The 25,335-nt window shown below is 73.3% G+C and carries 23 protein-coding genes and 1 riboswitch; of the genes, 11 read left to right on the top strand and 12 right to left on the bottom strand.

Annotated features, from left to right (window positions below):
• Window positions 1–57: 57 nt before the first annotated feature.
• Both V5O49_RS14220 and V5O49_RS14215 read right to left on the bottom strand, forming a co-directional pair.
• Complete coding sequence (locus tag V5O49_RS14220; RefSeq protein WP_332902772.1) at window positions 58–1,002, bottom strand: alpha/beta hydrolase; 945 nt, start codon at window positions 1,000–1,002, stop codon at window positions 58–60.
• A gap of 26 nt (window positions 1,003–1,028) precedes the next feature.
• Window positions 1,029–2,057, bottom strand: coding sequence for an LppM family (lipo)protein (locus V5O49_RS14215; protein ID WP_332902771.1), 1,029 nt, complete (start codon window positions 2,055–2,057; stop codon window positions 1,029–1,031).
• 165 nt (window positions 2,058–2,222) lie between these two features.
• Here V5O49_RS14215 and clpB point away from each other — a divergent pair, with 165 nt between their 5' ends.
• Window positions 2,223–4,832: an ATP-dependent chaperone ClpB gene (gene clpB, locus V5O49_RS14210; RefSeq protein WP_332902770.1), complete on the top strand. Its 2,610-nt coding sequence runs from the start codon at window positions 2,223–2,225 to the stop codon at window positions 4,830–4,832.
• Window positions 4,833–4,966: 134 nt separating this feature from the next.
• On the opposite strand, the gene V5O49_RS14205 is transcribed toward clpB, so the two are convergent.
• From V5O49_RS14205 to V5O49_RS14185, 5 genes are all read right to left on the bottom strand, one after another.
• On the bottom strand, window positions 4,967–6,184 hold the full coding sequence (locus V5O49_RS14205) for a C40 family peptidase (protein ID WP_332902769.1): 1,218 nt from the start codon (window positions 6,182–6,184) through the stop codon (window positions 4,967–4,969).
• Between the two features lie 4 nt (window positions 6,185–6,188).
• Window positions 6,189–6,333, bottom strand: a riboswitch (cyclic di-AMP (ydaO/yuaA leader).
• A gap of 309 nt (window positions 6,334–6,642) precedes the next feature.
• Window positions 6,643–7,350, bottom strand: a complete 708-nt coding sequence (locus V5O49_RS14200) for a septum formation family protein (RefSeq protein WP_332902768.1) — start codon at window positions 7,348–7,350, stop codon at window positions 6,643–6,645.
• A gap of 34 nt (window positions 7,351–7,384) precedes the next feature.
• Window positions 7,385–8,095 carry an anaerobic ribonucleoside-triphosphate reductase activating protein gene (locus V5O49_RS14195; RefSeq protein ID WP_332902767.1) on the bottom strand — a complete coding sequence of 237 codons (711 nt, stop codon included), beginning with the start codon at window positions 8,093–8,095 and terminating at the stop codon, window positions 7,385–7,387.
• Window positions 8,085–9,884: a ribonucleoside triphosphate reductase gene (locus tag V5O49_RS14190; RefSeq protein WP_332902766.1), complete on the bottom strand. Its 1,800-nt coding sequence runs from the start codon at window positions 9,882–9,884 to the stop codon at window positions 8,085–8,087. Before V5O49_RS14190 ends, V5O49_RS14195 begins: the two co-directional genes overlap by 11 nt.
• A gap of 121 nt (window positions 9,885–10,005) precedes the next feature.
• Entirely contained in the window at window positions 10,006–10,803 is a 798-nt protein-coding gene (locus V5O49_RS14185) for an exodeoxyribonuclease III (protein ID WP_332902765.1), read from the bottom strand.
• Window positions 10,804–10,834: 31 nt separating this feature from the next.
• Here V5O49_RS14185 and V5O49_RS14180 point away from each other — a divergent pair, with 31 nt between their 5' ends.
• Entirely contained in the window at window positions 10,835–11,608 is a 774-nt protein-coding gene (locus tag V5O49_RS14180; RefSeq protein ID WP_332902764.1) for an SDR family NAD(P)-dependent oxidoreductase, read from the top strand.
• 25 nt (window positions 11,609–11,633) lie between these two features.
• Complete coding sequence (gene pyrE / locus V5O49_RS14175) at window positions 11,634–12,212, top strand: orotate phosphoribosyltransferase (protein WP_332902763.1); 579 nt, start codon at window positions 11,634–11,636, stop codon at window positions 12,210–12,212.
• 95 nt (window positions 12,213–12,307) lie between these two features.
• Here pyrE and V5O49_RS14170 read toward each other — a convergent pair whose 3' ends face one another.
• Window positions 12,308–13,084, bottom strand: a complete 777-nt coding sequence (locus V5O49_RS14170) for an HAD-IIA family hydrolase (protein ID WP_332902762.1) — start codon at window positions 13,082–13,084, stop codon at window positions 12,308–12,310.
• A gap of 30 nt (window positions 13,085–13,114) precedes the next feature.
• On the opposite strand from V5O49_RS14170, the gene V5O49_RS14165 reads away from it, so the two are divergent.
• The 3 genes from V5O49_RS14165 (at window position 13,115) to fbaA (ending at window position 15,929) form a co-directional block, all read left to right on the top strand.
• On the top strand, window positions 13,115–14,086 hold the full coding sequence (locus V5O49_RS14165) for a DUF368 domain-containing protein (RefSeq protein WP_332902761.1): 972 nt from the start codon (window positions 13,115–13,117) through the stop codon (window positions 14,084–14,086).
• On the top strand, window positions 14,079–14,717 hold the full coding sequence (locus tag V5O49_RS14160) for a TrmH family RNA methyltransferase (protein WP_332902760.1): 639 nt from the start codon (window positions 14,079–14,081) through the stop codon (window positions 14,715–14,717). The genes V5O49_RS14165 and V5O49_RS14160 overlap by 8 nt, the downstream gene beginning before the upstream one ends.
• A gap of 192 nt (window positions 14,718–14,909) precedes the next feature.
• Window positions 14,910–15,929 (top strand): class II fructose-bisphosphate aldolase, encoded by a 1,020-nt coding sequence (gene fbaA / locus V5O49_RS14155; RefSeq protein ID WP_332902759.1) that lies wholly within the window; start codon window positions 14,910–14,912, stop codon window positions 15,927–15,929.
• Window positions 15,930–15,995: 66 nt separating this feature from the next.
• Here fbaA and V5O49_RS14150 read toward each other — a convergent pair whose 3' ends face one another.
• Window positions 15,996–16,415: an STAS domain-containing protein gene (locus V5O49_RS14150; RefSeq protein ID WP_332902758.1), complete on the bottom strand. Its 420-nt coding sequence runs from the start codon at window positions 16,413–16,415 to the stop codon at window positions 15,996–15,998.
• Between the two features lie 114 nt (window positions 16,416–16,529).
• Between V5O49_RS14150 and V5O49_RS14145 the strand changes: the two genes are divergently transcribed.
• Window positions 16,530–18,731 carry an ATP-binding SpoIIE family protein phosphatase gene (locus tag V5O49_RS14145; RefSeq protein WP_332902757.1) on the top strand — a complete coding sequence of 734 codons (2,202 nt, stop codon included), beginning with the start codon at window positions 16,530–16,532 and terminating at the stop codon, window positions 18,729–18,731.
• Window positions 18,732–18,774: 43 nt separating this feature from the next.
• On the opposite strand, the gene V5O49_RS14140 is transcribed toward V5O49_RS14145, so the two are convergent.
• Window positions 18,775–19,203: a DUF3151 domain-containing protein gene (locus V5O49_RS14140; protein WP_332902756.1), complete on the bottom strand. Its 429-nt coding sequence runs from the start codon at window positions 19,201–19,203 to the stop codon at window positions 18,775–18,777.
• 109 nt (window positions 19,204–19,312) lie between these two features.
• Here V5O49_RS14140 and V5O49_RS14135 point away from each other — a divergent pair, with 109 nt between their 5' ends.
• Window positions 19,313–19,690, top strand: coding sequence for an STAS domain-containing protein (locus tag V5O49_RS14135; protein WP_278236237.1), 378 nt, complete (start codon window positions 19,313–19,315; stop codon window positions 19,688–19,690).
• A 98-nt stretch (window positions 19,691–19,788) separates the two neighbouring features.
• Entirely contained in the window at window positions 19,789–21,084 is a 1,296-nt protein-coding gene (locus tag V5O49_RS14130) for an adenylosuccinate synthase (protein WP_278236238.1), read from the top strand.
• Window positions 21,085–21,170: 86 nt separating this feature from the next.
• Here the strand turns inward: V5O49_RS14130 and V5O49_RS14125 are convergent, their stop codons facing one another.
• Window positions 21,171–22,154, bottom strand: a complete 984-nt coding sequence (locus tag V5O49_RS14125; RefSeq protein ID WP_332902755.1) for a type IV toxin-antitoxin system AbiEi family antitoxin domain-containing protein — start codon at window positions 22,152–22,154, stop codon at window positions 21,171–21,173.
• A gap of 143 nt (window positions 22,155–22,297) precedes the next feature.
• Between V5O49_RS14125 and purD the strand changes: the two genes are divergently transcribed.
• Both purD and V5O49_RS14115 read left to right on the top strand, forming a co-directional pair.
• Window positions 22,298–23,593, top strand: coding sequence for a phosphoribosylamine--glycine ligase (gene purD, locus V5O49_RS14120; RefSeq protein ID WP_332902754.1), 1,296 nt, complete (start codon window positions 22,298–22,300; stop codon window positions 23,591–23,593).
• Window positions 23,590–24,543 (top strand): phosphoribosylaminoimidazolesuccinocarboxamide synthase, encoded by a 954-nt coding sequence (locus V5O49_RS14115; protein ID WP_332902753.1) that lies wholly within the window; start codon window positions 23,590–23,592, stop codon window positions 24,541–24,543. The genes purD and V5O49_RS14115 overlap by 4 nt, the downstream gene beginning before the upstream one ends.
• On the opposite strand, the gene V5O49_RS14110 is transcribed toward V5O49_RS14115, so the two are convergent.
• Window positions 24,521–25,261: a Crp/Fnr family transcriptional regulator gene (locus V5O49_RS14110; protein ID WP_332902752.1), complete on the bottom strand. Its 741-nt coding sequence runs from the start codon at window positions 25,259–25,261 to the stop codon at window positions 24,521–24,523. The genes V5O49_RS14115 and V5O49_RS14110 overlap by 23 nt on opposite strands.
• Window positions 25,262–25,335: the final 74 nt, after the last annotated feature.

Here is a 25,335-nt window from a genome sequence, read left to right as displayed (position 1 = left end):
AGCGGGAATCGGACACGACGGTGCGGCCGGGACGGTGCACCCCGCGGGTGCCGAGCGTCAGACGGCGGCGGCGATCCAGTCCGTCACGACCTGCAGGTACTCCTCGCGCGCGGGCGAGGGCGACAGCGCCAGGTCGTGCGTGCCGCCGCGGATCGTGGCGAGGCTGACGTCGTCGCCGAGCCGCGGGGCGAGGGCGCGCATGTGCGCGACGTCGAGCACCGAGTCGCTGGACAGGTGCTCGGCGTGCGTGGACCGGTCCGAGGTCAGCACCAGCACGGGGATCTCGAGGTCGAGGCCGTGGGCGAGCCGCCGCTGGGACCGGCGGACCGAGCGGAACCAGGCCGCGCGCACCGGGAACGGCTCGTGCGGCTTCCAGGTCGTGTCGAAGTCCCACTCGCCGCCGTGCGCGCGGTGCAGCGCCCGGGCGTAGGCGTCGTCGAGGTGGCTGAGGACGGCGCGCGGCGCCAGCGGGGCGACGGCCTCGGCGAGCGCCACCCCCGCCCACCGGAACGGGCGGGGCGCGTTGTGCTCGAACCACGGGCTGTTCAGCACCAGCGCGTCCGCGCGGCCCGGGCGGGCGTCCGCCCACAGCGGGACGACCAGCCCGCCGGTGGAGTGGGCGAGCACCACGAGCCGCTCGTGACCGGCGGCCCGCACCGCGTCCGCGGCGGCGTCCAGGTCCTGGGCGTGCAGCGCCAGGTCGGGGACCTGGTTCGGGTCGCCGCCGGCCGCCTCGTACGACTCCCACGAGCGGCCGTGGCCGCGCAGGTCCACGGCGTAGGACGCGAACCCGGCGTCGGCCAGGGCGCGGGCGACGTGGGGGTGGAAGTAGTAGTCCGCCAGGCCGTGCACGGACAGCACGGCCACCCGGGCCGGGTCGCCGAGCGGCGCGACCGACGGCACGTGGCGGACCAGGGTGGCGCTCGCGCCCTCCGGCAGGTCCAGGGTCCGGGCCTCGAAGCCCTCGCCGAGCAGGTCGGGGTGCCAGTCGGTCGCTGTCATGTCCCGAGGCTATCGGGACCGGCGGCTCAGCGCGGCGGCGTCGGCGGGGTGCCGTCCGGGTCCTGGTACGGCTGCTGGGGCGGTACGACGGGCGGGGCCTGCTGCTGCGGCTGGGCGTAGCTCGGGGGCACGGCGCCGCCGCCGTAGGGCGCGGGGCCGCTGCCGGGCGCGCCGGCCCCGGGCGGGCCGGGGGTGCGGTTGTTGCGCACGACGAGCGCGACGACGACACCGAGGACGGCCAGCCCGAGCACGAGGCCCACGATCCACCAGGGGAAGCCGCCGGCGTCGTCCTCGGCCGCGGTGTCGGCCATGTCGTCGGCGGCCGCGGACTCCTCGTCGGTGGCCTCCGCGGTCGGCTCGTCGGTCGCCTCCTCCTCGGAGGTCGTGGCCTCGTCCTCCGGCGCGGCGGCCCCGCCGGAGACGGCCGAGCCGCGGGCGTACACCTCGGTGACCTCCCCGACGGACGGCGTCCACACGACGGTGTTGCCGTCCACCTCGCCCGTGGTCTCGCTGATCGCGCCGGGGAACGTCACGGCGATGCGCATGTCGAAGCTGTCGAGCAGGCCCTCGGGGAGCTCGCCGCCCATGTCCTCCATGTCCTGGGCGTCCTGGCTCAGGTCGAAGACGCCGTCGACGACGTACTCGTCGCCGTCGCGGGTGATGGACAGGTCGTCGCTGCCCTCGCCGCTCATCTCCGAGATGGGCTGGTCGACGAAGCCGACCTCGACGCCCGTGTACTCGCCGTCGGACCAGGGCTGCTCCGTCGAGCCCTCCGGCAGGTCCTCGGTGAGGGAGTCCTCGCCCTCGTTCGACATGTCCCACAGCTCCTGCGGGTCCATCCCCAGGGACTCGGCGAACTCGTCGGAGATCCCCATGATCACGGTGCCGGAGGCCGTGTCGTCCTCGCTGAGGGTCATGTCCCAGTCGACCTTCATGCACCCGGAGAGCGCGAGGAGGCCGACGGCGGCGAGCACGGCCGTCGCCGCCCGTCGGACCCGTGGCCGGGGCCGACGGCGGTCGGGGGCGGACGGCGGCGGGGCGAGCGTGGCAGGCATCACCGTCCCAGCATCCCCGACCGGCGTCGACAGGGCATCCGGACCGCTGCATGCAGGGCGAATTCACCCGCCGCCACCTGCCGTGGCGAGGCAAAGTTGAGCGGAATAGACTCAACTCTGCGGCGGTTGACGTCAGCAGTCACTCGTACCGGACCCGGAGGACCCATGGACACCAAGTTCACGACGATGTCGCAGCAGGCCATCGGTGACGCCGTGCAGTCGGCGTCCGCCGCCGGCAACCCCCAGCTCGAGCCCGCCCACCTGCTGTCCGCGCTGCTGCAGCAGACCGGTGGTGTCGCCGTCGGGCTGCTCGAGGCCGTCGGGGCCGGCCCCCAGCAGATCGGGCAGAAGACCCGCGCCGCGCTCGTCGCGCTGCCGACCGTGAGCGGCGAGGGCGTCGCCCAGCCGTCGCCGTCGCGCGCCATGCAGAGCGTGCTGACCACCGCCACCCAGGAGGCCGAGGCGCTCGGCGACGAGTACGTCTCCACCGAGCACCTGCTCATCGCCGTGGCCGCCGGCCAGTCCGCTGCCGCCCAGGCGCTGAACGCCGCCGGCGCCACCGCGGACGCGCTGCGCGCCGCGCTGCCCGCCGTCCGCGGCAACGGCCGGGTCACCAGCCCGAACCCCGAGGGCACCTACAAGGCCCTGGAGCAGTACGGCAGCGACCTCACCCAGCGGGCCCGGGACGGCAGGCTCGACCCCGTCATCGGCCGTGACGCCGAGATCCGCCGGGTCGTGCAGGTGCTGTCGCGCCGCACCAAGAACAACCCCGTGCTCATCGGCGACCCCGGCGTCGGCAAGACCGCCGTCGTGGAGGGCCTCGCCCAGCGCATCGTGGCCGGGGACGTGCCCACCTCGCTGCAGGGCAAGCGGCTCGTCGCCCTCGACCTCGCCGGCATGGTCGCCGGTGCCAAGTACCGCGGCGAGTTCGAGGAGCGGCTCAAGGCCGTCCTGGAGGAGATCACCGCCTCCGACGGCGAGGTCATCACCTTCATCGACGAGCTGCACACCGTCGTGGGTGCGGGCGCCGGCTCCGAAGGAGCCATGGACGCCGGCAACATGCTCAAGCCCATGCTCGCCCGCGGCGAGCTGCGCATGGTCGGCGCCACCACCCTCGACGAGTTCCGCGAGAACATCGAGAAGGACCCGGCCCTGGAGCGCCGCTTCCAGCAGGTTTTCGTCGGCGAGCCGTCGGTGGAGGACACCGTCGCGATCCTGCGCGGGCTCAAGGAGCGCTACGAGGCCCACCACAAGGTGACCATCGCCGACTCGGCGCTGGTGGCCGCCGCCGCGCTCTCCGACCGGTACATCACCGGCCGCCAGCTGCCCGACAAGGCCATCGACCTCGTCGACGAGGCCGCCTCCCGCCTGCGCATGGAGATGGACTCCTCGCCGGTGGAGATCGACGAGCTGCAGCGCGCCGTCACCCGGCTGGAGATGGAGGAGGTCGTCCTCAAGGACGCCGAGGGCTCGGCCGACGCGGCCGCGCGCGAGCGGCTCGAGAAGCTGCGCGCCGACCTGGCCGACCGGCGCGAGGAGCTCGCCGCTCTCACCGCCCGCTGGGAGGCGGAGAAGGCCGGCCACAACCGCGTCGGCGACCTGCGCGCCCGCATCGACGAGCTGCGCACCGAGGCCGACCGGCTGCAGCGCGAGGGCGACCTCGAGGCCGCCGCCCGCCTGCTGTACGGGGAGATCCCGTCCGTCGAGCGCGAGCTGGCCGAGGCCGAGCAGGCCGAGGCCTCCGAGGCGGCGGCCGAGGAGGCCGCCCAGGAGACGCCGATGATCGCCGACAAGGTCGGGGCCGACGAGGTCGCCGAGGTCGTCTCGGCCTGGACCGGCATCCCCGCCGGCCGGATGCTGCAGGGCGAGACCGAGAAGCTGCTCAGCATGGAGGACGTCCTCGGCGAACGGCTCATCGGCCAGCAGGCCGCTGTCCGGTCCGTCTCGGACGCGGTGCGGCGCTCGCGGGCCGGGGTCGCCGACCCCGACCGGCCGACCGGGTCGTTCCTGTTCCTCGGGCCGACGGGTGTCGGCAAGACCGAGCTCGCCAAGTCCCTGGCGGACTTCCTCTTCGACGACGAGCGCGCCATGGTGCGCATCGACATGTCGGAGTACTCCGAGAAGCACTCGGTGGCGCGGCTCGTCGGGGCCCCTCCGGGGTACGTCGGCTACGAGGAGGGCGGTCAGCTCACCGAGGCGGTCCGCCGTCGGCCCTACTCCGTGGTCCTGCTGGACGAGGTGGAGAAGGCCCACCCCGAGGTGTTCGACATCCTGCTGCAGGTGCTCGACGACGGTCGGCTCACGGACGGCCAGGGCCGCACCGTGGACTTCCGCAACACCATCCTGGTGCTCACCTCGAACCTGGGCTCGCAGTTCCTCGTGGACCCGACGCTGGACGAGGCAGCCAAGCGCGAGAGCGTGATGACCGCGGTGCGCGCGGCCTTCAAGCCGGAGTTCCTCAATCGGCTCGACGACGTCGTGCTGTTCGACGCGCTCACCCTCGGCGAGCTGGGCCGGATCGTCGAGCTGCAGGTCACAGCGCTGGCGGACCGTCTCGCCGACCGTCGGATCACGCTCGACGTCACGCCGCCGGCCCGCGAGTGGTTGGCGCTGGAGGGCTACGACCCGGCGTACGGGGCGCGGCCGCTGCGCCGGCTGGTGCAGCGCGAGATCGGTGACCGGCTGGCGCGCCGGCTGCTGGCCGGCGAGGTGTCCGACGGTGACACCGTCGTCGTCGACCGGGTGGAGGGCGACGAAGGTCTGACCCTGCGCTGAGGCCCGTCGCCGACACCCCGCAGACACGAGATCGACCCACCCGGCCGAGACCGACGTACTGAACGTCGATCTCGGCCGGGTGGGTCGATCTCGTGGGGTGGTCCTGCGCCGGTGCGCTGCCGGTCAGGTGCGGGTCAGATGCGGATGAACTGGGGGTTGGACTGCCAGATCGTGCGCTTCACGACGCCGACGCCCGGACGCGCCGCCTCGATGATCCGGCCGTTGCCGGCGTAGATCCCGATGTGCCCCGGCGAGTAGACGAGGTCACCCTTCTTGGCGTTGCTGCGCGAGACGCGCTTGCCCATGGAGGCCTGCGCCGACGACGAGCGCGGCAGGGTCTTGCCGGTCGCCTTCTTGTAGACGTACGAGGTGAAGCCGGAGCAGTCGAACCCGGTGGCCGGCGAGGTGCCGCCGTAGGAGTAGCGGTGGCCGACGTAGCTGTTCGCCACGCGGACGACCTTGTCGCCGCGGGTCACCTTCGGGGCCACCCGGACGTTGCGGTGCCTCGTGGTCTTCTTCAGGCCCTCGCCGCGGACGGGCACCGCCACGACACGGATCCGGTTGCCGCCGACGTCGTACTTGCCCAGCCCAGGACGGAAACGCACGACGCCGTTGCTGTTGGTCTTCTTCACCGCGACCTTGTCGCCTGCGACGATCAGGCGGACCCATCCCGTGACGGGCTCGCCCCACTTGCGGACCTTGGCCGTGTACTTCGGACGGGTGTGCGACTTGCCCTTCGTGGCCTGCTTGCGGCTCATCGATACGTAGAGGTTCGTGCGCGCCTTCGGCTTGATGCGCACCGTGCGGTTCTTGGTCACCTGGTCGAGGCCGGTGGCCGCGGCCGGGGCGACGACGGCGCGGACGCCGTTGCGGCCGACGTCGTACTTGCCGAGGCCCGGACGGAAGTGGATGGTGCCGTCGGCGTCGAGCTGCTTGACGGCGACCTTCGTGCCCTTGACGTAGAGCCGGACACGGCCGGCGAACGCCTCGCCGTCGGCCGTCGTGGCGCTCACGGTGTACTTCGGACGGGTGTGCCCCTGGCCCTTGCGGCCGGTGTGGCGGGACTTCGACATCGAGACGTCCGGCGTCGTGCTCACCACGACGGGCTCCTCGGTGGGAGTGGGCTCGGGCGTGGCCGTCTCGGTGGCGGTGGGCTCGGGCGTGGCCGTCTCGGTGGCGGTCGACTCGTCGGACGTGGTCGTCGCCTCGTCGGCGACGGCGGACTGGGCGCCGGCCACGAGCGTGCCGCCGGCGAGGGCGGCCGTGAGGGTCATGGCGACGGCAGCGTGCCGTGTCCGCGGCGGGCGCACCGCGCCCCGCGGGCGCGCAGCATCCAGGGAGGTGGTGGACATGGGGTACTCCTCCAGCCGGCGAGATGAGCTGTCGGGTTAGGCCGAGAAGTGGTGGCCTGCCGCCGAAGGACGGCTTCACCCCGAGGGTGGCGACGTGCGTCACCCGCAATACCTGGGTCTCCCGCTGCTGCCGTCGGTGCTCCGTTGGGCCGGCCCGCCGGCAGCACTGGGCTGCGGGCCGGTCGCCGCCCGGTCTCCGGACGACGTAGGGACCGTAACCACGCGATCACGGTAGGTCACAATCCGATAACGACCATGTCGGGAGATGGTCGTGGAGGAGACGTGAAGGGATCCGGCGGCGGGAACGTGCCCGTCATGACCGACGAGTCCGGACAGAACCGGACGGAACGCCTCGGCCTCGACGTGCCGGATCGGACGATCGCCGCATCCAGGGTGCCGGGTCGGTGAAGATCGGGCGCGGGTCCGATGACGTCCGTCGACATCCCGGGGCCGCCCGGTCAGTCCAGCAGCGACCCGGTGCGCTCCTCGTCCAGCACGGCGACGCACAGCCCGGTCCGGTCACCGGCCGCCCACGAGTCCTCCGTCGGGGTCCACACCACGAAGGCGACCGACGGCGCCGCCTCGGCGCGGGCCTGCGGTCCGAGCAGGTCGGCGGTGCAGCCGCGCGCCGTGCGGGCGGCCACCACGTCCTCGCCCGGCCAGATCGCGTCGCTCGCGGCGTCGGTGCGCCCCACCACCTCGGCGACGTGCGGGTCCGCGCAGGGCACGACCTCCACCGCGCCGACGCCGCCCTCCGTCGACGCGCCCGACAGGCACGAGCCCAGGACGAGCTGGACGGCGTTGACCGTCGTGGGAGCGGTGACGTCCGCGGCGACCGGCTCCCACGCCTGCTCGCGCGCGCTGGAGGTCAGGGCGGAGATCCCGGTCGCACCGGCCACCACGAGCACGATCAGCCCGACCACCGACAGCACCCAGATCCGCGCGGTGCGCCGCGCCGCGGCACGCTCGGCCGGCGTCGGCCCGCCCGGGGCTCCCCAGCGTGTGCCGTCGCCCGACCGGGCCGGTGGGGCGGCGGCGGTCGCGCCCGGCGCGGCGGCGGTCGCGCCCGGCGTCCCGGCGACCGGCGGCGTCCCGTCCGGCCCGGCCGCGGGCGTCGCCGGACCGGGCGAGGCGAAGGAGAGGTCGTCCTCGGGTCGCTCGGTCATGGAGGACAACCTACCGAGCCGTGCGGGCCCCGGGTCAGACGCCCACACGCCGCTCGACGCCGGGCAGGTCGTCGTCGTACAGGACGTCGGAGAGCCGCCGCCGGTCGAGCCGGCGCACCCAACCGGCGCGGGCGCCGTCGGGCCGCGCCTCCTGCACGACCCAGCGACGGACGCCGATCGCGGTGAGGCGGGCACCGATCGCGAGGACCTCGTCGCGGGTGTGCACCGTCGGGTCGACGGTGGTGCGCACCTCGTGGTCGACCCCGGACTCGACCAGCAGCCGAACCGACTCCCAGGCGGCCCGGCCGGACGGGGCCGCGCCGGTGACCTCCTCGTAGCGGTCCGGGAGCGCCTTGACGTCCAGCCCGACCCAGTCGACGAGCGGCAGCACGTGCGCCAGACGGGCGGGCCACGCGCCGCCGGAGTGCAGTCCCACCTCGAGCCCGAGGTCGCGGACGTCCCGGCAGGCGTCCGCGAGGCCCGGGTGCAGCGTCGGCTCGCCGCCGGAGATCACGAGACCGTCGAGCATCCGGCGTCGCCGCTCCAGCAGGTCGAGGAGCTCCGACCAGGTCGCGCCGGGACGACGGCGGGGGTCGATGAGGGCCGGGTTGTGGCAGTAGGTGCAGCGCCAGGGGCACCCCTGGGTGAAGGCGGTCGCGACGAGGTGCCCCGGCCGGTCCACGGTGGAGAACGGCACGAACCCGGCCAGCCGCAGCGGGGCACGGGTCGGCGCGTCAGGCGACATCGACACCCACCGCTGTCGGCTCCCGGAAGGTCACACGCTCGGCGTACTCGCCCTGCTTGCCGGTGTTGAACGAGGCCACGGGCCGGAAGTAGCCCATCACGCGGGTCCAGACCTCGGTGGGTGCGGAACAGGTGGGGCACTCGCGCACGTCGCCGGCCAGGTAGCCGTGCGTGGCGCAGATCGAGAACGTCGGCGTGACCGTCAGGTAGGGCAGCCGGTGGTTCTCCAGGGCCCGTCGCACGAGCCGGCGGCAGGACTCGTCGCTGGAGACCTGCTCGCCGAGGTACAGGTGCAGCACCGTGCCGCCGGTGTAGCGCCGCTGCAGCTCGTCCTGGCGGGCCAGCGCCTCGAACGGGTCGTCGGTGAACCCGACCGGGAGCTGGGTGGAGTTGGTGTAGTAGGGCTGCTCGTCGCTGCCGGCCTGCAGGATGCCGGGGTACCGGGAACGGTCCTCCCGGGCGAACCGGTAGGTGGTGCCCTCGGCCGGGGTCGCCTCCAGGTTGTACAGGTGCCCGGTGCGCTCCTGGATCTCCACGAGGCGTCCGCGCACGTGATCGAGCAGCTCCAGGGCCATGGCGTGCCCGGTCGGGGTGGTGATGTCGTGGGTGTCGCCCGTGGCGTTGCGGATCATCTCGTTGACACCGTTGACGCCGATGGTGGAGAAGTGGGCGTCGAGTGTGCCGAGGTAGCGCTGCGTCCACGGGTACAGGCCCCCGTCCATGAGCTCCTGGACCGTCGCCCGCCGTGCCTCGAGGCCGTCGGCCGCCAGGTCGATCAGTCGGTCCAGAGCGGCGTACAGCGCGTCCCGGTCCGGGCCGTGGACGTGCCCGAGCCGGGCGCAGTTGACGGTGACCACGCCGATCGAGCCGGTCTGCTCGCCGGACCCGAACAGCCCGTTGCCGCGGGCCAGCAGCTCGCGCAGGTCGAGCTGGAGGCGGCAGCACATCGACCGCACGTCGCCCGGGTTGAGGTCGGAGCTGACGAAGTTCTGGAAGTACGGCGTGCCGTACCGCGCGGTCATGGTGAAGATCTCCTCGGAGATCTCCGAGTCCCAGTCGAAGTCCGGCGTGATGTTGTACGTCGGGATGGGGAAGGTGAAGACCCGGCCGGCCGCGTCGCCGGCGGACATGACCGCGACGAACGCCCGGTTGATCATGTCGGACTCCTTCTGGAGGTCCCCGTAGGTGACGTCCAGGACGTCCTCGCCCACGACGGGGTGCTCCTCGGCGAGGTCCTCCGGACAGGTCAGGTCGAAGGTGAGGTTGGTGAAGGGCGTCTGGGTGCCCCACCGGGAGGGCACGTTGAGGTTGTGCACGAACTCCTGCAGGGCCTGGGTGACCTCGTCCTGGCTGAGGCGGTCGACGTGCACGTACGGCGCGAGCAGCGTGTCGAAGGAGCTGAACGCCTGGGCGCCCGCCCACTCGTTCTGCAGGGTGCCGAAGAAGTTGACGATCTGGCCCAGCGCGGACCCCAGGTGCCGCGGCGGGCGCGAGGAGACCGCGCCGGGCACGCCGCCGAACCCCTCGGACAGCAGCTGGCGCAGCGACCACCCGGCGCAGTAGCCGCCGAGGACGTCGAGGTCGTGGACGTGCAGGTCGCCGTCGCGGTGGGCGGCGGCGAGCCCGGGGGAGAACACCTCGTCGAGCCAGTAGTTCGCGATCGTCTTGCCGGCGACGTTGAGGACGAGCCCGCCCAGCGAGTAGCCCTGGTTGGCGTTGGCGCGCACCCGCCAGTCGGCCCGGGCCACGTACTCGCTGACGGCGGCGGAGGCATCGATCTGCGTACCCATGGCGGCTCCTCGGAAGGTCTTGTGAAGGCCTTCACAAGGCTAGTCACCCGGAGGATCCTCCTGTCGCCGACACGCCGGGCCCGACGGCGTGACATCGATCCGGACCCGGCGTCACCTCGGCTCAGGCCAGGTCGAGCACCACCGGGACGTGGTCGCTCGCGCCCTTGCCGCGGCGCTCGTCCCGGTCGATCGAGACGCTCGTGACCCGGTCGCGCAGCGCGGGGGAGGCGTACGCGAAGTCGATGCGCAGGCCCTTGTCCCGGGGGAAGGCGAGCTGCTGGTAGTCCCAGTAGGTGTACGTGCCGGGTGCGGGCACGTGCTCGCGGGTGACCTCGGTGAAGCCCGCCTGCTCGAACGCCGCGAACGCCTCCCGCTCGGGCGTGGACACGTGGGTCCTGCCCGCGAACGCGGTCACGTCCCACACGTCGGTGTCGCGGGGGATCACGTTCCAGTCGCCGAGCAGGGCGAGCTCGACCGCCGGGTCCGCCGTCAGCCACCGCGCGGCGGCGGCGCGCAGGCCCTCCAGCCACGCCAGCTTGTAGGCGTAGTGCGGGTCCTCCAGCGTCCGGCCGTGCGGCACGTACAGCGACCAGACCCGCACGCCCCCGCACGTCGCCCCCAGGGCGCGGGCCTCGACGCGCGGTTCCTGGTCGGGCTTGACGAACGACGGCTGGCGCGGGAACGACGTCGCCACGTCGGCCAGGCCCACGCGGGAGACGATCGCGACGCCGTTCCACTGGTGGTACCCGGTGTGGGCGACCTCGTAGCCGGCCTCCTCGAAGGGCAGGTGCGGGAACTGGTCGTCGCGGCACTTGGTCTCCTGGACCGCCAGCACGTCCGTGCCCGACCGCTCCAGGAAGGCCAGCACGCGGTCCAGCCGGGTACGGATCGAGTTGACGTTCCACGTGGCGATACGCACGCGAGCACCCTAGGCCACATAGAGTGCCGTCATGGGTACTGCGCTCGTCACCGGCGCCACCGCCGGTCTGGGACTGGAGCTCGCCTGGCAGCTCGCCACCGCTCGTCACGACCTCGTGCTCGTGGCCCGGGACGGCGACCGGCTCGACCAGGTCGCCGGACAGGTCCGCGCCGCCGCCGGCGTCCGCGTCGAGGTGATCGCCGCCGACCTGTCGCGGCACGAGGACGTCGCGCGCGTCGCCGAACGGCTGTCCGTGACCGGCGCCGAGGACGGCGACGACCGTCGCCCGGTCGGGCTGCTCGTCAACAACGCCGGCTTCGCCCCGGCCCAGCACTTCGTCGGCGGGGACCTGGAGGTCGAGCTGGCCGCCGTCGACGTCATGGTGCGCGCCGTCATGGTGCTCTCGCACGCCGCCGCGGAGCAGATGGTCTCCCGCGGGCGCGGTGCCGTGCTCAACGTCGCCTCCGTGGCGGCGCTGACCGCCGGGGGGAGCTACGCGGCCGCCAAGGCCTACGTCCGCACCTTCACCGAGGGGCTCGCCGTGGAGCTGGCGGGTACCGGCGTCACGGCCACGGTGCTGTGCCCGGGCTTCACCCGGACCGAGTTCCACGACCGGGCCGGGCTGGACACCGACGTCCTGCCCGACGGTGCGTGGCTGCACGCGCCCGAGGTGGCGGCCCACGCGCTCGCGGACGTGCGCCGCGGCGTCGTCATCTCCACGCCGTCGGTCCGCTACAAGGCGGCGTCCGCGGTGCTGCGGGCCATGCCCCGCTGGGCGGTGCGCGCCGTCGGGCACTACCGCTGAGCCCGGTCCCCGTACCCTGGTACCCGTGACTTCCGCCGACTTCTCCCCGACCCCTCGCGAGCAGCTGCTCGAGCTCGTCAAGGAGCTCGCCGTCGTGCACGGCAGGGTGACGCTCTCCTCCGGCAAGGAGGCCGACTACTACGTCGACCTGCGCCGCATCACGCTGCACCACCGCGCCGCGCCGCTGGTCGGGCACGTGCTGCTGGACCACCTGGAGGAGGTCGGGCTCGGCACGGCCGAGGTCGACGCCGTCGGCGGGCTCACGCTCGGTGCGGACCCCATCGCCGACGCCCTGCTGCACGCCGCGGCGTCCCGCGGGCAGGACCTGGACGCCTTCGTGGTGCGCAAGTCCGCCAAGACGCACGGGATGCAGCGCCAGATCGAAGGGCCGGACGTCACCGGCCGCAAGGTCGTCGTGCTGGAGGACACCACCACGACGGGCGGGTCGCCGATCACCGCCATCGAGGCGCTGCGCGAGGCCGGCGCCGAGGTGCTCGGCTGCGCGACGATCGTCGACCGGGCGACCGGCGCCGGCGAGAAGATCGAGGCCCTCGGCGTGCCGTACCACTACCTCTTCGACCTGGACGACCTCGGTCTCGCCTGACCGCCCCCGTGCGTTGTGGGCATGAAATCTGCAGCCTGAACCCGTTCAAGGCTGCAGATTTCATGCCCACAAAGGGACCCGGAGGGGCGGCGCCCTCAGACGCGGTCGACGAGGTCCGCGATCGAGTCGACGACGTGCGACGGGCGGAACGGGTGGTGGTCGACCTCGTCCGGCGTCGTGGAGCCGCTCAGCACCAGGAACGTCTCCAGACCCGCCTCGATGCCGGCGACGATGTCGGTGTCCATCCGGTCGCCGATCATCGCCGTGGTCTCCGAGTGCGCGACGATCCGGTTCAGGGCCGAGCGGAACATCATCGGGTTCGGCTTGCCCACGTAGTACGGGGAGCGTCCGGTCGCGGCGGTGATCATCGCCGCGACGGAGCCGGTGGCCGGCAACGGACCCTCGGCCGAGGGGCCGGTGGTGTCCGGGTTCGTCGCGATGAAGCGCGCCCCGTCCTTGATCAGCCGGACGGCCTTGGTGATCGCCTCGAAGGAGTAGGTGCGCGTCTCGCCGAGGACCACGTAGTCCGGTTCGGACTCGGTGAGGGTGTACCCCGCCTCGTGCATGGCCGTCGTCAGCCCCGCTTCGCCGATCACGTACGCCGACCCGCCCGGCACCTGCTCGGCCAGGAACGTGGCGGTGGCGAGCGCGGAGGTCCAGATCGACTCCTCGGGCACGTCGACGCCCGAGTGCGCCAGGCGCGCGGCCAGGTCGCGCGCCGTGAAGATCGAGTTGTTCGTCAGCACCAGGAAGGGGCGGTCCTTCGCGCGCAGGGCGTCGACGAACTCCGCCGCGCCGTCGATGGCCTGCCCCTCGTGCACGAGCACGCCGTCCATGTCGGTCAGCCAGCACTCGATCGTCCGCTCGGTCATGGGACACACCGTAGCCCGTAGGCTGCACGCGTGACCGACGAGCCCTCCGAGCCCCCCACGCACACCGGCGCCGTCCGCCGGCACGCCGCGGCCCCGACCGGTACGTCCTGGCGCTCCGCCCCCGGGCTGGCCGTCCGCGGCGGGCTGGTCGGCATGGCCGAGTCCGTCCCGGGGATCTCCGGCGGGACCATCGCCCTGATCACCGGGCTGTACGACCGGCTCCTGGCCGCGGCGAGCCAGGTCGTGCACGCCGGTCGCGAGCTGGTCCAGGGGGTGGCGCAGGGCCACGGGCTGCGACCGGCCGGGCGGGCGCTGCGGGCCGTCGACTGGCGGTTCCTCGCCCCGGTCGTGGGCGGCATGGTGGTGGTGCTGTTCGCCTCGTTGAGCACGATCGCGCCGCTGCTGGAGGAACACCCGGTCCCGGTGCGGTCGGTGTTCTTCGGCATGATCGCCGTCTCGGTGCTGGTCCCGCTGAGCATGATGCCGCACCGGTTCCGCGGGCTGGACGCGGTGCTGCTGGTCGCGGCGGCCGTGGCGGGCTTCTTCCTCGTCGGCCTGCCGCCGTCGGAGGTCTCCGACCCCTCTCTCTGGTACGTGGCCCTCGCCGCGGCGATCGCGATCAACGCCCTCGTGCTGCCGGGGGTGTCGGGGTCGACCCTGCTGGTGATCATGGGGCTGTACATCCCGGTCCAGCAGGCGATCGAGGACCGCGACCTGGCCTTCGTCGGTGCCTTCGCGGTCGGCGCGGCCGTCGGCCTTGCCTCGTTCGTCAAGCTGCTGCACTGGCTGCTCGGGCACCGGCGGCAGGGCACGATGGCGGTGCTGGCGGGGCTGATGATCGGCTCGCTGCGGGCGCTGTGGCCCTGGCAGGACGCCGACGGCGGGCTGCTCGCCCCGGCGGGCGCGGGCGCCGTCGTCGGCCCGCTGCTGCTCGCCGTGGCGGGCGCCGCGCTCGTGGGCGCCGTCTTCTGGTGGGAGAGCTCGCGGGTCGTCGATGAGTGACGAGCCGGTCGGTGTCGGCCCCTGGCCCGGCGGCCCGGAGGCCTGGCCGCGCGCGGCCGACGGCGGTCCCGACCCGCGCTACGACCCCGAGCTGCTGGAGCACGGGGACCGGCGCAACGTCGCCGACCCGTACCGCTACCTGACCGTGGAGGCGATCGTCGCTGACATGGATCACCGTCGCGACGCCGACGCTTTTCTGCACGTGGCGATCGAGAACTGGGCGCACGACCTGAACATCGGGTCGGTGGTGCGCACGGCCAACGCCTTCAACGCGGCCGGCGTGCACATCGTGGGCCGACGGCGGTGGAACCGCCGGGGCGCGATGGTCACCGACCGCTACCTGCACGTCCACCACCACCCGGACGTCGAGACGCTGGTCGCCTGGGCCGCGGGCGAGGGCCTGCCGATCGTCGGTGTCGACAACGTGCCCGGGTCGGTGCCGCTGGAGCACCGTGCGCTGCCGGCGCGGTGCGTGCTGCTCCTCGGCCAGGAGTCCAGCGGGCTGACCCCGCAGGCGCAGGCCGCGTGCGACGTCGTCGTCCACATCACCCAGCACGGGTCGACGCGCTCGCTCAACGCCGGCGCGGCGGCCGCCGTCGCCATGCACTCCTGGGCCCTGCAGCACCTGTGACCTGCCCCTGACCTGCTGTCACGCTGCTGGTGACCGGGGCGACCGTCTCACTCTGTGCGACGTCATGTGACGGCCATGCGCAGAACGTGAGAAAATCTCGATGCATGTGGGCCGTGCGCTCGCCCGCCACCAGCGACGGTGCGACGTCGCCCGCCTGCGTCCCTCGTACGTCCCCTCATTGGAGTACCGCAGATGCCTATCGCAACCCCCGAGGTCTACGCCGAGATGATCGACCGGGCGAAGGCCGGCAAGTTCGCCTACCCCGCCGTCAACATCACGTCCTCGCAGACCGTCACCGCCGCCCTGCAGGGCTTCGCCGAGGCGGAGTCGGACGGCATCATCCAGGTCTCCGTGGGCGGCAGCGAGTACGCCTCGGGCGCGACGATCAAGGACCGCGTCGCCGGCTCCCTGGCTCTGGCCGCGTACGCCACCGAGGTCGCCAAGAACTACTCCGTCAACATCGCGATCCACACCGACCACTGCGTCAAGAAGAACCTGGACTCCTGGGTCCGCCCGCTGCTGGCGCTCGAGGCCGAGCAGGTCAAGGCCGGCAAGAACCCGACCTTCCAGTCGCACATGTTCGACGGCTCGGACATCCCGCTGGAGGAGAACCTCGTCATCGCCGAGGAGCTGCTCGAGCTCTCGCAGGCCGCGCGCACCCTCCTCGAGGTCGAGATCGGCGTCGTCGGTGGCGAGGAGGACGGCCACGTCGCGGAGATCAACGAGAAGCTGTACACGACCCCCGAGGACGGTCTGAAGACCGTCAAGGCGCTCGGCGCCGGTGAGAAGGGCCGCTACCTGACGGCGCTCACCTTCGGCAACGTGCACGGCGTCTACAAGCCCGGTGCGGTCAAGCTGCGCCCGGCCATCCTCGGCGAGATCCAGAAGGCCGTCGGGGACGAGATCGGCAAGGAGAACCCGTTCGACCTCGTGTTCCACGGCGGCTCGGGCTCGACCGCCGAGGAGGTCGCCGAGGCGGTCGACAACGGCGTCATCAAGATGAACATCGACACCGACACCCAGTACGCCTTCACGCGTCCGGTCGTCGACCACATGTTCACCAACTACGACGGCGTGCTGAAGATCGACGGCGAGGTCGGCAACAAGAAGGCCTACGACCCGCGCGCCTGGGGCAAGAAGGCCGAGGCCGGCATGGCGGACCGCATCGTCGAGGCCTGCCAGTGGCTGCGCTCGGCCGGCCACAAGATGTGAGCCTGCGCCGCTGACGCGAAGGCCCCGCCGCTCCTGGTGAGCGGCGGGGCCTTCGTGCGTGCGGGGTCAGTGCTGGGCCGAGGTGATGTCGAGGTCGACGCCCGGGTCGTCGTCGACGATCTCGAGGAGCTCGCCGATCCGGGTGACCTCGAGCAGGAAGCGCACCGTCGGGGGCGCGCGCAGGATGCGGACGGTGTGCGGGCTGCGCGAGGCGAGCCGTGCCAGGAAGGCGACGCCGGAGGAGTCCATGAACGTCACGTGGTGGGCGTCGATCTCGACGGGGAGCCCGGAGGCCTCGGCGTCGGAGATGGCGTCGCCCAGCTCGGAGCTGACCTCGGCGTCGATCTCGCCCGAGAGGACGACGCGCGCCCGCGAGGTGCCCACGATGACGTGGATGCTCGCGGGGTCGCCGATCTGGGGCCCCGTGTTCTCGTCGGCGTCCCCACCATCGGGGGAGTGCGGCGCCGCGTTGGATGCGTCCTGCACGGTGCTCCTTCCTCGAGCTTCTCGCTCACCTCACGTCTCGGCGGACACCAATCTACGGTTGAATGGCGCCGGAATGCACCAACCTGGCCGCAACCCGTGACGACAGGAGGGGGAATGGGTCGAATGCCTGGTTCGTACACCGGCGTCGTGCCGGTCTCGGCCGCCCAGCTCGCCTCGGCCCTGTCCGTCACGACCGTGCCGGCGTTCATCACGGGGTCGTGGTCCACGGGCATGCCCGTGCTCTGGGTGAACCAGGCGTTCGAGGAGCTCGGCGGCGTGGGCATCGACGAGCTGGCGATCCTCGGGCCGCACTCGTTGCTCGCCCTCGTGCAGGACGACCCGAACCGGGCCGCCGCCCAGGCCGACCTCAAGGCGGGGCGGGCGATGCGGCGGATCGTCAGCGCCCGCCGTCGGGACGGCGGCACGACCTGGCTGCAGGTCGACGTCACCCCGCTGCCGAACGGCGACGACCTCCCGGAGTACTGGGTCGGCGTCACCACGGACGTCTCGGAGTACGTCGACCAGCAGGCCGAACAGCTCGCCTCCCTGGAGGTCGAGCGTCGCCAGCGCGCGGACCTGGACCTCATCGCCCAGACCACGGAGCTGCTCGGGGACCTCGAGTACCCGTTCGCCCTGCGCGACATCGCCGACCTGCTGCGCTCCCTGGTGCCGTGGTCCGGGTTCTACCTCAACGACGACGGGCTGCTGTTCGCCGAGGGGGTCGACGTCGCCTCGCCGCCCTCCGGCCGCGGCCGGAGGCACACGCGCTACGTGCCGGAGGACCGGCCGCTCGACCGGCTCGAGCCGGTCCCGTCCGGAGCCGACGGCGGGGCACCGGCGTCGAACCCGGCCGTCGACGACGTGCAGGACCTGCTCGACGGCGTCGTCGACGGGCCCGTGCGGCTGAGCCTCGAGGGTCGGTTCGACCCGACGTCGGCCTCGGGCTGGCTGCGACGGGACCTGATGCACCGCGTGGTCGAGGAGACGGGGGCGGTACCGCACGCCGTCGTCGTCCACGCCGTGGCCGGCCGGCGCCGGGTGCTCGGGCTCCTGGTGACCTGGCACGGAGGTGCCGAGGCCGACGTCCACCCCGGGCGCCCCGAGCCGGACCACGTGTCCACCGTCGTCGAGGTGGTGGCGCGCCGTGCCGGCACCGCGGTCGACAACGCCCGGCTGTACGCCCGCGAGCACCGTCTGGCCGAGGCGCTGCAGCGCGCGATGCTGCCCGAGCAGGCCGACGTCACCGGGCTGGACGTGTGGACCTACTACGCCCCGAACGCCGAGCACGCGCAGGTCGGCGGCGACTGGTACGACGTGCTGCAGATCGCCGACGGCACCGTGGGGCTCGTGATCGGCGACGTGGTCGGGCACGACGTCGAGGCCGCGGCCGCGATGGGCCAGCTCCGCTCCGTGGTGCGTGCCTACGCCTACGAGCTGACGACACCCGGGACGGTGCTGGACCGGGTCGACCAGCTCGTGGCGGGGATGCGGGTGCCGCGTCCTGCGTCGATGGTCTACGCCGCGCTGGAGCACCTCACCGAGGACGACACCTGGGCGCTGGAGTACACCCGTGCCGGCCACCTGCCGCCGCTGCTGCTCCGCGACGGCACCACCCAGCTGCTCTCCGAGGCCGGCGGCATGCTCGTGGGTTTCGGCAACGAGACGCGGACCACCGGCCGTGAGGTGCTGCGGCGCGGCGACGTGCTGATCTTCTACACCGACGGGCTCATCGAGCGGCGCGACCGGTCGCTCAAGCGCGGGCTGGAGACCCTCACCGAGATGTCGGGGCGCATCACCGCGCGGGACGCCGCCGGGGTGGGGGAGGAGCTGCTGTCACGGCTGGCCGACTCGCCCGAGGACGACGTCGCCATCGTCGTCGTGCGCGTCCCCGACCCGGAGGCGGACCGCCGGGTCACCGCGCTGAGCCCCCGCTCGCGGCGCTGGCTGCTGCCGAGCGAGCCGGGCTCCATCGGCCGGGCACGGCACGCGGTGCTGCGCACCTCGCAGGCGTGGGGGCTGCCGGACTCCGCGGCCGCCGAGCTCGTCGTGAGCGAGCTCGTGGCCAACGGGGTGCTGCACGGCTGGGGCAACATCGCGCTGCGGCTGTTCGACACCGGGGACGGGCTGCGCATCGAGGTCGAGGACTCCAACCCGGCACCGCCGGTGGCCACCGACGGGCACCCGAACCGGCTCGGCGGTTTCGGGATGCAGATCGTCGAGCGGCTCGCCGACTGGGGCTGGCGGCCCAGCACGTCCGGCAAGCTCGTGTGGGCCAAGCTGCGGCCCGACCTGACCGGTGGTGCGGGGCAGGAGTAGCGCCGCACCACCGGCCGTCGGCTCGGAGCTCACCGGAGCCCGGTCAGCGCAGCGCGCGGACCTCGTCGACGGAGACGCCGGAGTCCGCGAGGAACTGGGCGCACCGTTCCGCCTCGTCGGTCTCTCCGATGCGGGCGGCCGCCTCGGACAGCGCCAGGAGGGCCCGCAGGAACCCCTGGTTCGGGACGTGGTCGGCCGGGACCGGCCCCTGGCCGCGCCAGCCGGCGCGGCGCAGAGCGTCCAGCCCGCGGTGGTACCCGGTGCGCGCGTAGGCGTACGCCGTCACGGAGTGCGTGACGTCCTCGCCGCCGTCGAGGGTCTGCTCGGCGAGCACGGCCCACGTGAGGCTCGCCGAGGGGTGGGCGGCCGCCAGGGCGGCCGGGTCCTCGCCGGTCTCGAGGCCCTCGCGCGCCACGGCGTGGTCGTCGGGCAGGCGGGTCGGGTCGGGTCCGGACAGCAGGTTGTGGCTCATGCGCCCATCCTTCCAGGACGGTGCGGCGGCCCGCGATCGAGGTGACGCTCGGCACCGGACCCCCGTCCCGAGCGGCGGACCCGCGGCGCCCGACGGTAGGCTCGTCGGCATGATCGAGATCGCGACGTCCTCGACGACGACGACGCTCGTGGTCGCCGGCGACCTCGACCTCGCCGAGCGGGACCAGTTCCCCGAGATCGCGGCGCGCGTCGTCGGGCTCCGCCGTCAGCTGCTGGTCATCGACATGTGCCGCGTGACCTTCATGGACTCCACCGGCGCGGCGTTCCTCATCTCCCTCGCCGACTCGGGCCGCAAGCGTGGCGGGGCCACCGTGCTGCGCGGGGCGGACGACCGCGACCTGTTCGTGCTCGAGGTGTGCGGTGCGCTGGACCTGTTCCGGATCGACACCGACCACCAGTGCGAGCAGTCCGACCCGACGACCGGGGCGACGCCCGTCCAGCTGCCGCAGCGGCCCCGACCCGCCTGAGACGGGCCTGCCTGGGACAGCAGGTCATGGCCGGGTAAACTCTGGCGAGGCCCGGCGGGATCCTCCGGGTCTCACCGACACGCGAGGAGAGTTGATCCATGCCAGCCGTGGTGCTCGTCGGCGCCCAGTGGGGCGATGAGGGCAAGGGGAAGGCGACGGACCTCCTCGGTGACCGCGTCGACTACGTGGTCAAGTTCAACGGGGGCAACAACGCCGGGCACACGGTGGTGATCGGCGACGAGAAGTACGCGCTGCACCTGCTGCCCTCCGGCATCCTGTCCCCGGGTGTCACGCCGGTCATCGCCAACGGCGTCGTGGTGGACATCGACGTGCTCTTCGAGGAGCTCGACGCCCTGGAGGCCCGCGGCGTCGACACGTCGAAGCTGATGGTGTCCTCCGGCGCGCACGTCATCGCCTCGTACCACCGCACGGTGGACAAGGTGACGGAGCGGTTCCTCGGCAAGCGGCGCATCGGGACGACCGGGCGGGGGATCGGGCCGGCGTACGCCGACAAGATCAACCGCGTCGGGATCCGCGTCGCCGACCTGTTCGACCCGAAGATCCTGCGCGAGAAGGTCGAGGGCGCGCTCGACCAGAAGAACCACCTGCTGGTCAAGGTCTACAACCGCCGCGCCGTCGAGGTCGACGAGGTCGTCGACGAGCTGCTCGGCCACGCCGAGCGCCTCAAGCCCATGGTCGCGGACACCGGCCTGGCGCTGAACCAGGCCCTGGACGCCGGTCACAACGTCCTGTTCGAGGGCGGGCAGGCGACCATGCTCGACGTCGACCACGGCACCTATCCCTTCGTGACGTCGTCGAACGCCACCGCGGGCGGTGCGGTGACCGGGTCCGGCGTCGGGCCGACGCGCATCGACTCGATCATCGGCGTCATCAAGGCCTACACGACGCGTGTCGGCGAGGGCCCGTTCCCCACCGAGCTGTTCGACGCCGACGGCGAGTACCTGCTCAAGACCGGCGGCGAGTACGGCGTGACCACCGGCCGCGCGCGGCGCTGCGGCTGGTACGACGCCGTGATCGCCCGGTACTCCGCACGCGTCAACGGACTGACCGACCTGGTGGTCACCAAGCTCGACGTGCTCACCGGCATGGAGAAGGTCCCGGTCTGCGTGGCCTACGACGTCGACGGCGTCCGCTACGACGAGATGCCCGACGACCAGTCGGCCTTCCACCACGCGAAGCCGATCTACGAGGAGCTGCCCGGCTGGTGGGAGGACATCTCGCAGTGCCGGTCGTTCGACGAGCTCCCGGCCAACGCCCAGGCCTACGTCCGGGCGCTGGAGGAGATGTCCGGCTGCCGCATCTCGGCGGTCGGCGTCGGTCCGCGCCGCGACGAGATCATCCCGATCCACGACCTCATCCACGCCCGGGCGTGACCGGACGCTGTGCGGGCGGTGCCCGAGCGTCCCGGTCCTGCGGGTCACCGACTTGATATGCCGCAGGACCGGGACGTCGGGGCGCGTCAGACGGTCACGGTGCGCGGCGCGGGACGTCCCGGCCGCCACCCGGTCGGCTCGAGGAGCCGGCGCACCGCGGGGCCGACGGCGCCGTGCCAGGCGTCGGTCCCGGTGTAGCGCCGCACCAGCGAGCGTGCGGTGACCAGGTCGTTCTGGCGCACCCGGTCGCGGTAGACGGCCCGCGGGGACGAGTGCGGCTCCGCGCCGTCGATCTCCACCAGGAGCACCCGGCCGTCGGGGAGCGACCAGGCGAGGTCGACGCGCGCCAGGAAGCCGCCGTCCGCGTCCACCACGACCTGCTGGAGCGCGTCCGGCGGGACTCCGGCGCGCAGGCACGACAGCCTGGCCCAGGTCTCGGCGGGCGACTCGGCCCGTCCGTCGGCCTCGCCCCACCACCGGTGCGTCCGCTCGACGCCGGGGCGACCGCGGGCGTCGTCGTGGGCCGCGGCGAGCTCGGCCTCGGTCAGGAACCCCTGCTGCAGGGCGGAGTCCATGAGGGCCACGGCATGGCGCCGATCGAGCTCGGGCACGGCCTGCGCCAGCGCGTCGGCGACCTCGGCGCACCGCAGCCCGCCCACCACCTCCCAGCGACGCACCGGGACCCGCCGGACGCGCACCGGCGTCACCGCCTCCCGCGAGGACCCGTCGGGGAACGCCACCTCGGGCTGCACCACCGTCGGGGCGCCCTGCACCCCGCGCAGCACGAGGGCGCACACACCCGTCGCCACGGCGCCGGGGTGGGCGAGCACACCCAGGGCAGCGGCCCGACGACGACGCACGTCCTGCGGGTCTGCGCGCGACGGCGGGAGCCCGGCGCCGACGTCGTAGACACCGCGGGCGACGCGGGGGAGACGTCCGCTCCGGGCGGCCCGCGTGATCCGGTCGGCGGGCACGCCGCGGGCGACGCACTGCCGCAACGACACCAGGCCGGCCTGGCGGCGGGCGAGGGCGATCAGGGACGGCGGGAGCGCCGCCGGAGGTCGTGGCACGTGCCCACCTCAGCACCGTCGCGGGCGTCGGTGCCGGCGTCGTCCACAGGGGTGGTCCGCCGCGCGTTCCGGTCCTGCGGGTTACCGACCTGATATCCCGCAGAACCGGAACGCGCGACCGTGAGGACTTAGGATCGGTGCCCGTGAAGATCCTCGTCGTCGGGAACGGTGCTCGCGAGCACGCCATCGTCCACGCCCTCGCCGCGGAGGCCGCCGCCGGGGGTGAGCCGCACGACCTGCACGCCGCACCGGGGAACCCGGGGATGGGCCGGCAGGCCACGCTCCACGCGGTCGACGCGCTCGACGGCGAGGCGGTCGCCGCGCTGGCGACCGCGCTGGGCGCCGACCTGGTCGTCGTCGGCCCCGAGGCCCCGCTCGTGGCCGGGGTGGCCGACGTCGTGCGCGACGCCGGGATCCCGGTCTTCGGGCCTTCCGCCGAGGCGGCCCGGCTCGAGGGGTCGAAGGCGTTCGCGAAGGACGTCATGGCGGCGGCGAACGTCCCCACCGCGATGGCGCACGTGTGCACCTCGACCGACGAGGTCGCCGCGGCGCTGGACGCGTTCGGCCCTCCCTACGTCGTCAAGGACGACGGCCTGGCGGCCGGCAAGGGCGTCGTCGTCACTTCCGACCGGGACGAGGCGATGGCGCACGCCGGGGCCGCGCTCGCGGGGCGCGGTGCCGAGGGACGCGTCGTCGTCGAGGAGTACCTGGACGGACCCGAGGTCTCGGTCTTCTGCGTGTGCGACGGCACCTCCGTGGTGCCGATGGTCCCCGCGCAGGACTTCAAGCGGGTCTTCGACGGCGGCGAGGGCCCGAACACCGGCGGCATGGGGGCCTACACCCCGCTGGACTGGGCGCCGTCCGGGCTCGTCGGCGAGGTCGTCGACCGGATCGCGCAGCCCACGATCGACGAGATGGCCCACCGCGGGACGCCCTTCGTCGGCGTGCTCTACGTGGGGCTGGCGCTGACCTCGCGCGGCACCCGGGTCGTGGAGTTCAACGCCCGGTTCGGCGACCCCGAGATCCAGGCCGTGCTGACCCGCCTGGTGACACCCCTGTCGTCCGTCCTGCTGGCCGCCGCCCGCGGCGAGCTCGAGCAGCACGAGCCGCTGCACTGGTCGCCGGACGCCGTGGTCAACGTCGTCGTCGCGGCGACGGGGTACCCGGCAGATCCGCGCAAGGGCGACGCGATCACGGGGATCGACCCGGCCGACGGCCTCGACGGCGTGCACGTCCTGCACGCCGGGACCGCGACGACCGACGACGGCACGCTCGTCTCCGCCGGCGGCCGGGTGCTGTCCGTGGTCGGGCGGGGGGCCGACCTCGCCGCCGCGCGGGCTGCGGCCTACGCCGGTGTCGCGGAGATCGGCCTGGCCGACTCCCACCACCGCACCGACATCGCGCTGGCCGCCGAGCGGGGCGAGGTGCAGGTGCCGTGACCTTCTCCGACGCCTTCGCCGGCGGACCTCTGGACCTGCCCGGCTGGCGGCACGTCTACTCGGGCAAGGTCCGCGACCTGTACGCCCCCGACCTGCCGGCGCTCGGCGGCGTCCACCCGCTGGGCGACGTCGTGCTCGTCGTGGCCTCGGACCGGGTGTCCGCCTACGACCACGTGCTCACGCCGGGCATCCCCGACAAGGGCGTGGTCCTGACCCAGCTCAGCCTGTGGTGGTTCGACCAGCTCGCCGACCTCGTGGACAACCACGTCGTGTCGACCGAGGCGAGCGCGGAGCCCGGCGACGGGTTCGTGCCCGACGTCGTCGCGGGCCGGGCGATGATCTGCCGGCGCCTCGACATGTTCCCCGTCGAGTGCGTCGCCCGCGGCTACCTCACCGGCTCCGGGCTGGCCGAGTACCGCGCGTCCGGCGAGGTCACCGGCATCCCGCTGCCGGACGGGCTCGTGGACGGCTCGCGGCTGCCCGAGCCGATCTTCACCCCCGCCACCAAGGCGGAGGTCGGCGAGCACGACGAGAACGTCAGCTTCGCCGAGGTCGCCCGCCGCATCGGGGACGACGAGGCCGGCCGGCTTTGCGAGCTCACGCTCGCCGTCTACGGTCGCGCCGAGGAGATCGCCCGCGAGCGCGGCGTCATCCTGGCGGACACCAAGCTGGAGTTCGGCCGGGTGCCCGACGGTGGACCGATCGTCCTCGGCGACGAGGTGCTGACGCCGGACTCCTCGCGGTTCTGGCCCGCCGACGACTGGGAGCCGGGCCGTGCCCAGCCCAGCTTCGACAAGCAGTTCGTCCGCGACTGGCTGACCTCGGACGCCTCCGGTTGGGACCGCGCGGGCGACGCCCCGCCGCCCGCGCTGCCGGACGACGTCGTCCGCCGCACCCGGGACCGCTACCTCGAGGCGTACGAGAGGATCACGGGCTCGCCGCTGCGTTGAGCCCGCCCCGCCCCGCCGGCGGCGGTGGCCGGTCGTCCTCGGCCGCCGCCCGGATCGCGTCGGGGTCGTGGATCGTCATGTGGCCGCGCGTGGTGGTGACGAGCCCCTCCAGCCGCATCGCCCGCAGGTGGCGGACGACGGCCTCGCGGGACACCCCCGCCCAGGACGCGAGCTCGGCCTGGGTGCACGCCACGACGACGCTGCCGTCTGCCTGCGGCACCCCCGACCGTGCCGCGAGCGAGAGGATCCAGTGGCACACGAGGGACCTGACGTTCCCGTAGGAGCCGTGCATCCGGTGCTCCTCCAGCGTGTACGTGAGGGCCGCCAGCGTGGAGATCGCCGCCTCGGAGACGGCGGGCGTCGTCACGAGGTGACGGAAGGTCCGGGCGGGGACGGCGAGCACCTGGCTCGACCGCGACGTGCGGATGTCCGCCAGCGCCGGGACGTCGGCGCAGACCGCGGCCAACCCGGCCGCGTCCCCGGGGCCGAACGACGTGACCCGTGTCTCGTGACCGTGCTGGTCGACACGGACGGCCTCCGCCGCGCCGTCCAGCAGGACCACGAGGGTGTCCGGTACGACGCCCTGCGGCATGAGCACCGTGCCCGCGGGGACGTCCGTGCGATGCCCGGAGGACACCAGCCGTGAACGCTCGGGTTCGTCGATCAGCCCGAGGAACGACGCCGGCTCCCAGGCCGGCACGCTGTCGTCAGCGGTCATCGCGTCGCCCTGACTCCACGCAGGGCCTCCTGCGTGCCACGCTAGGCACGCCGGACGCAGCATGCCGGGAAACC

The sequence above is a fragment of the Isoptericola haloaureus genome, assembly GCF_036689775.1.
GTDB classification, from domain to species: domain Bacteria; phylum Actinomycetota; class Actinomycetes; order Actinomycetales; family Cellulomonadaceae; genus Isoptericola; species Isoptericola haloaureus.
The sequence above is the reverse complement of the archived record's forward strand: the minus strand, read 5'-3'. Positions and strand labels throughout refer to the sequence as shown.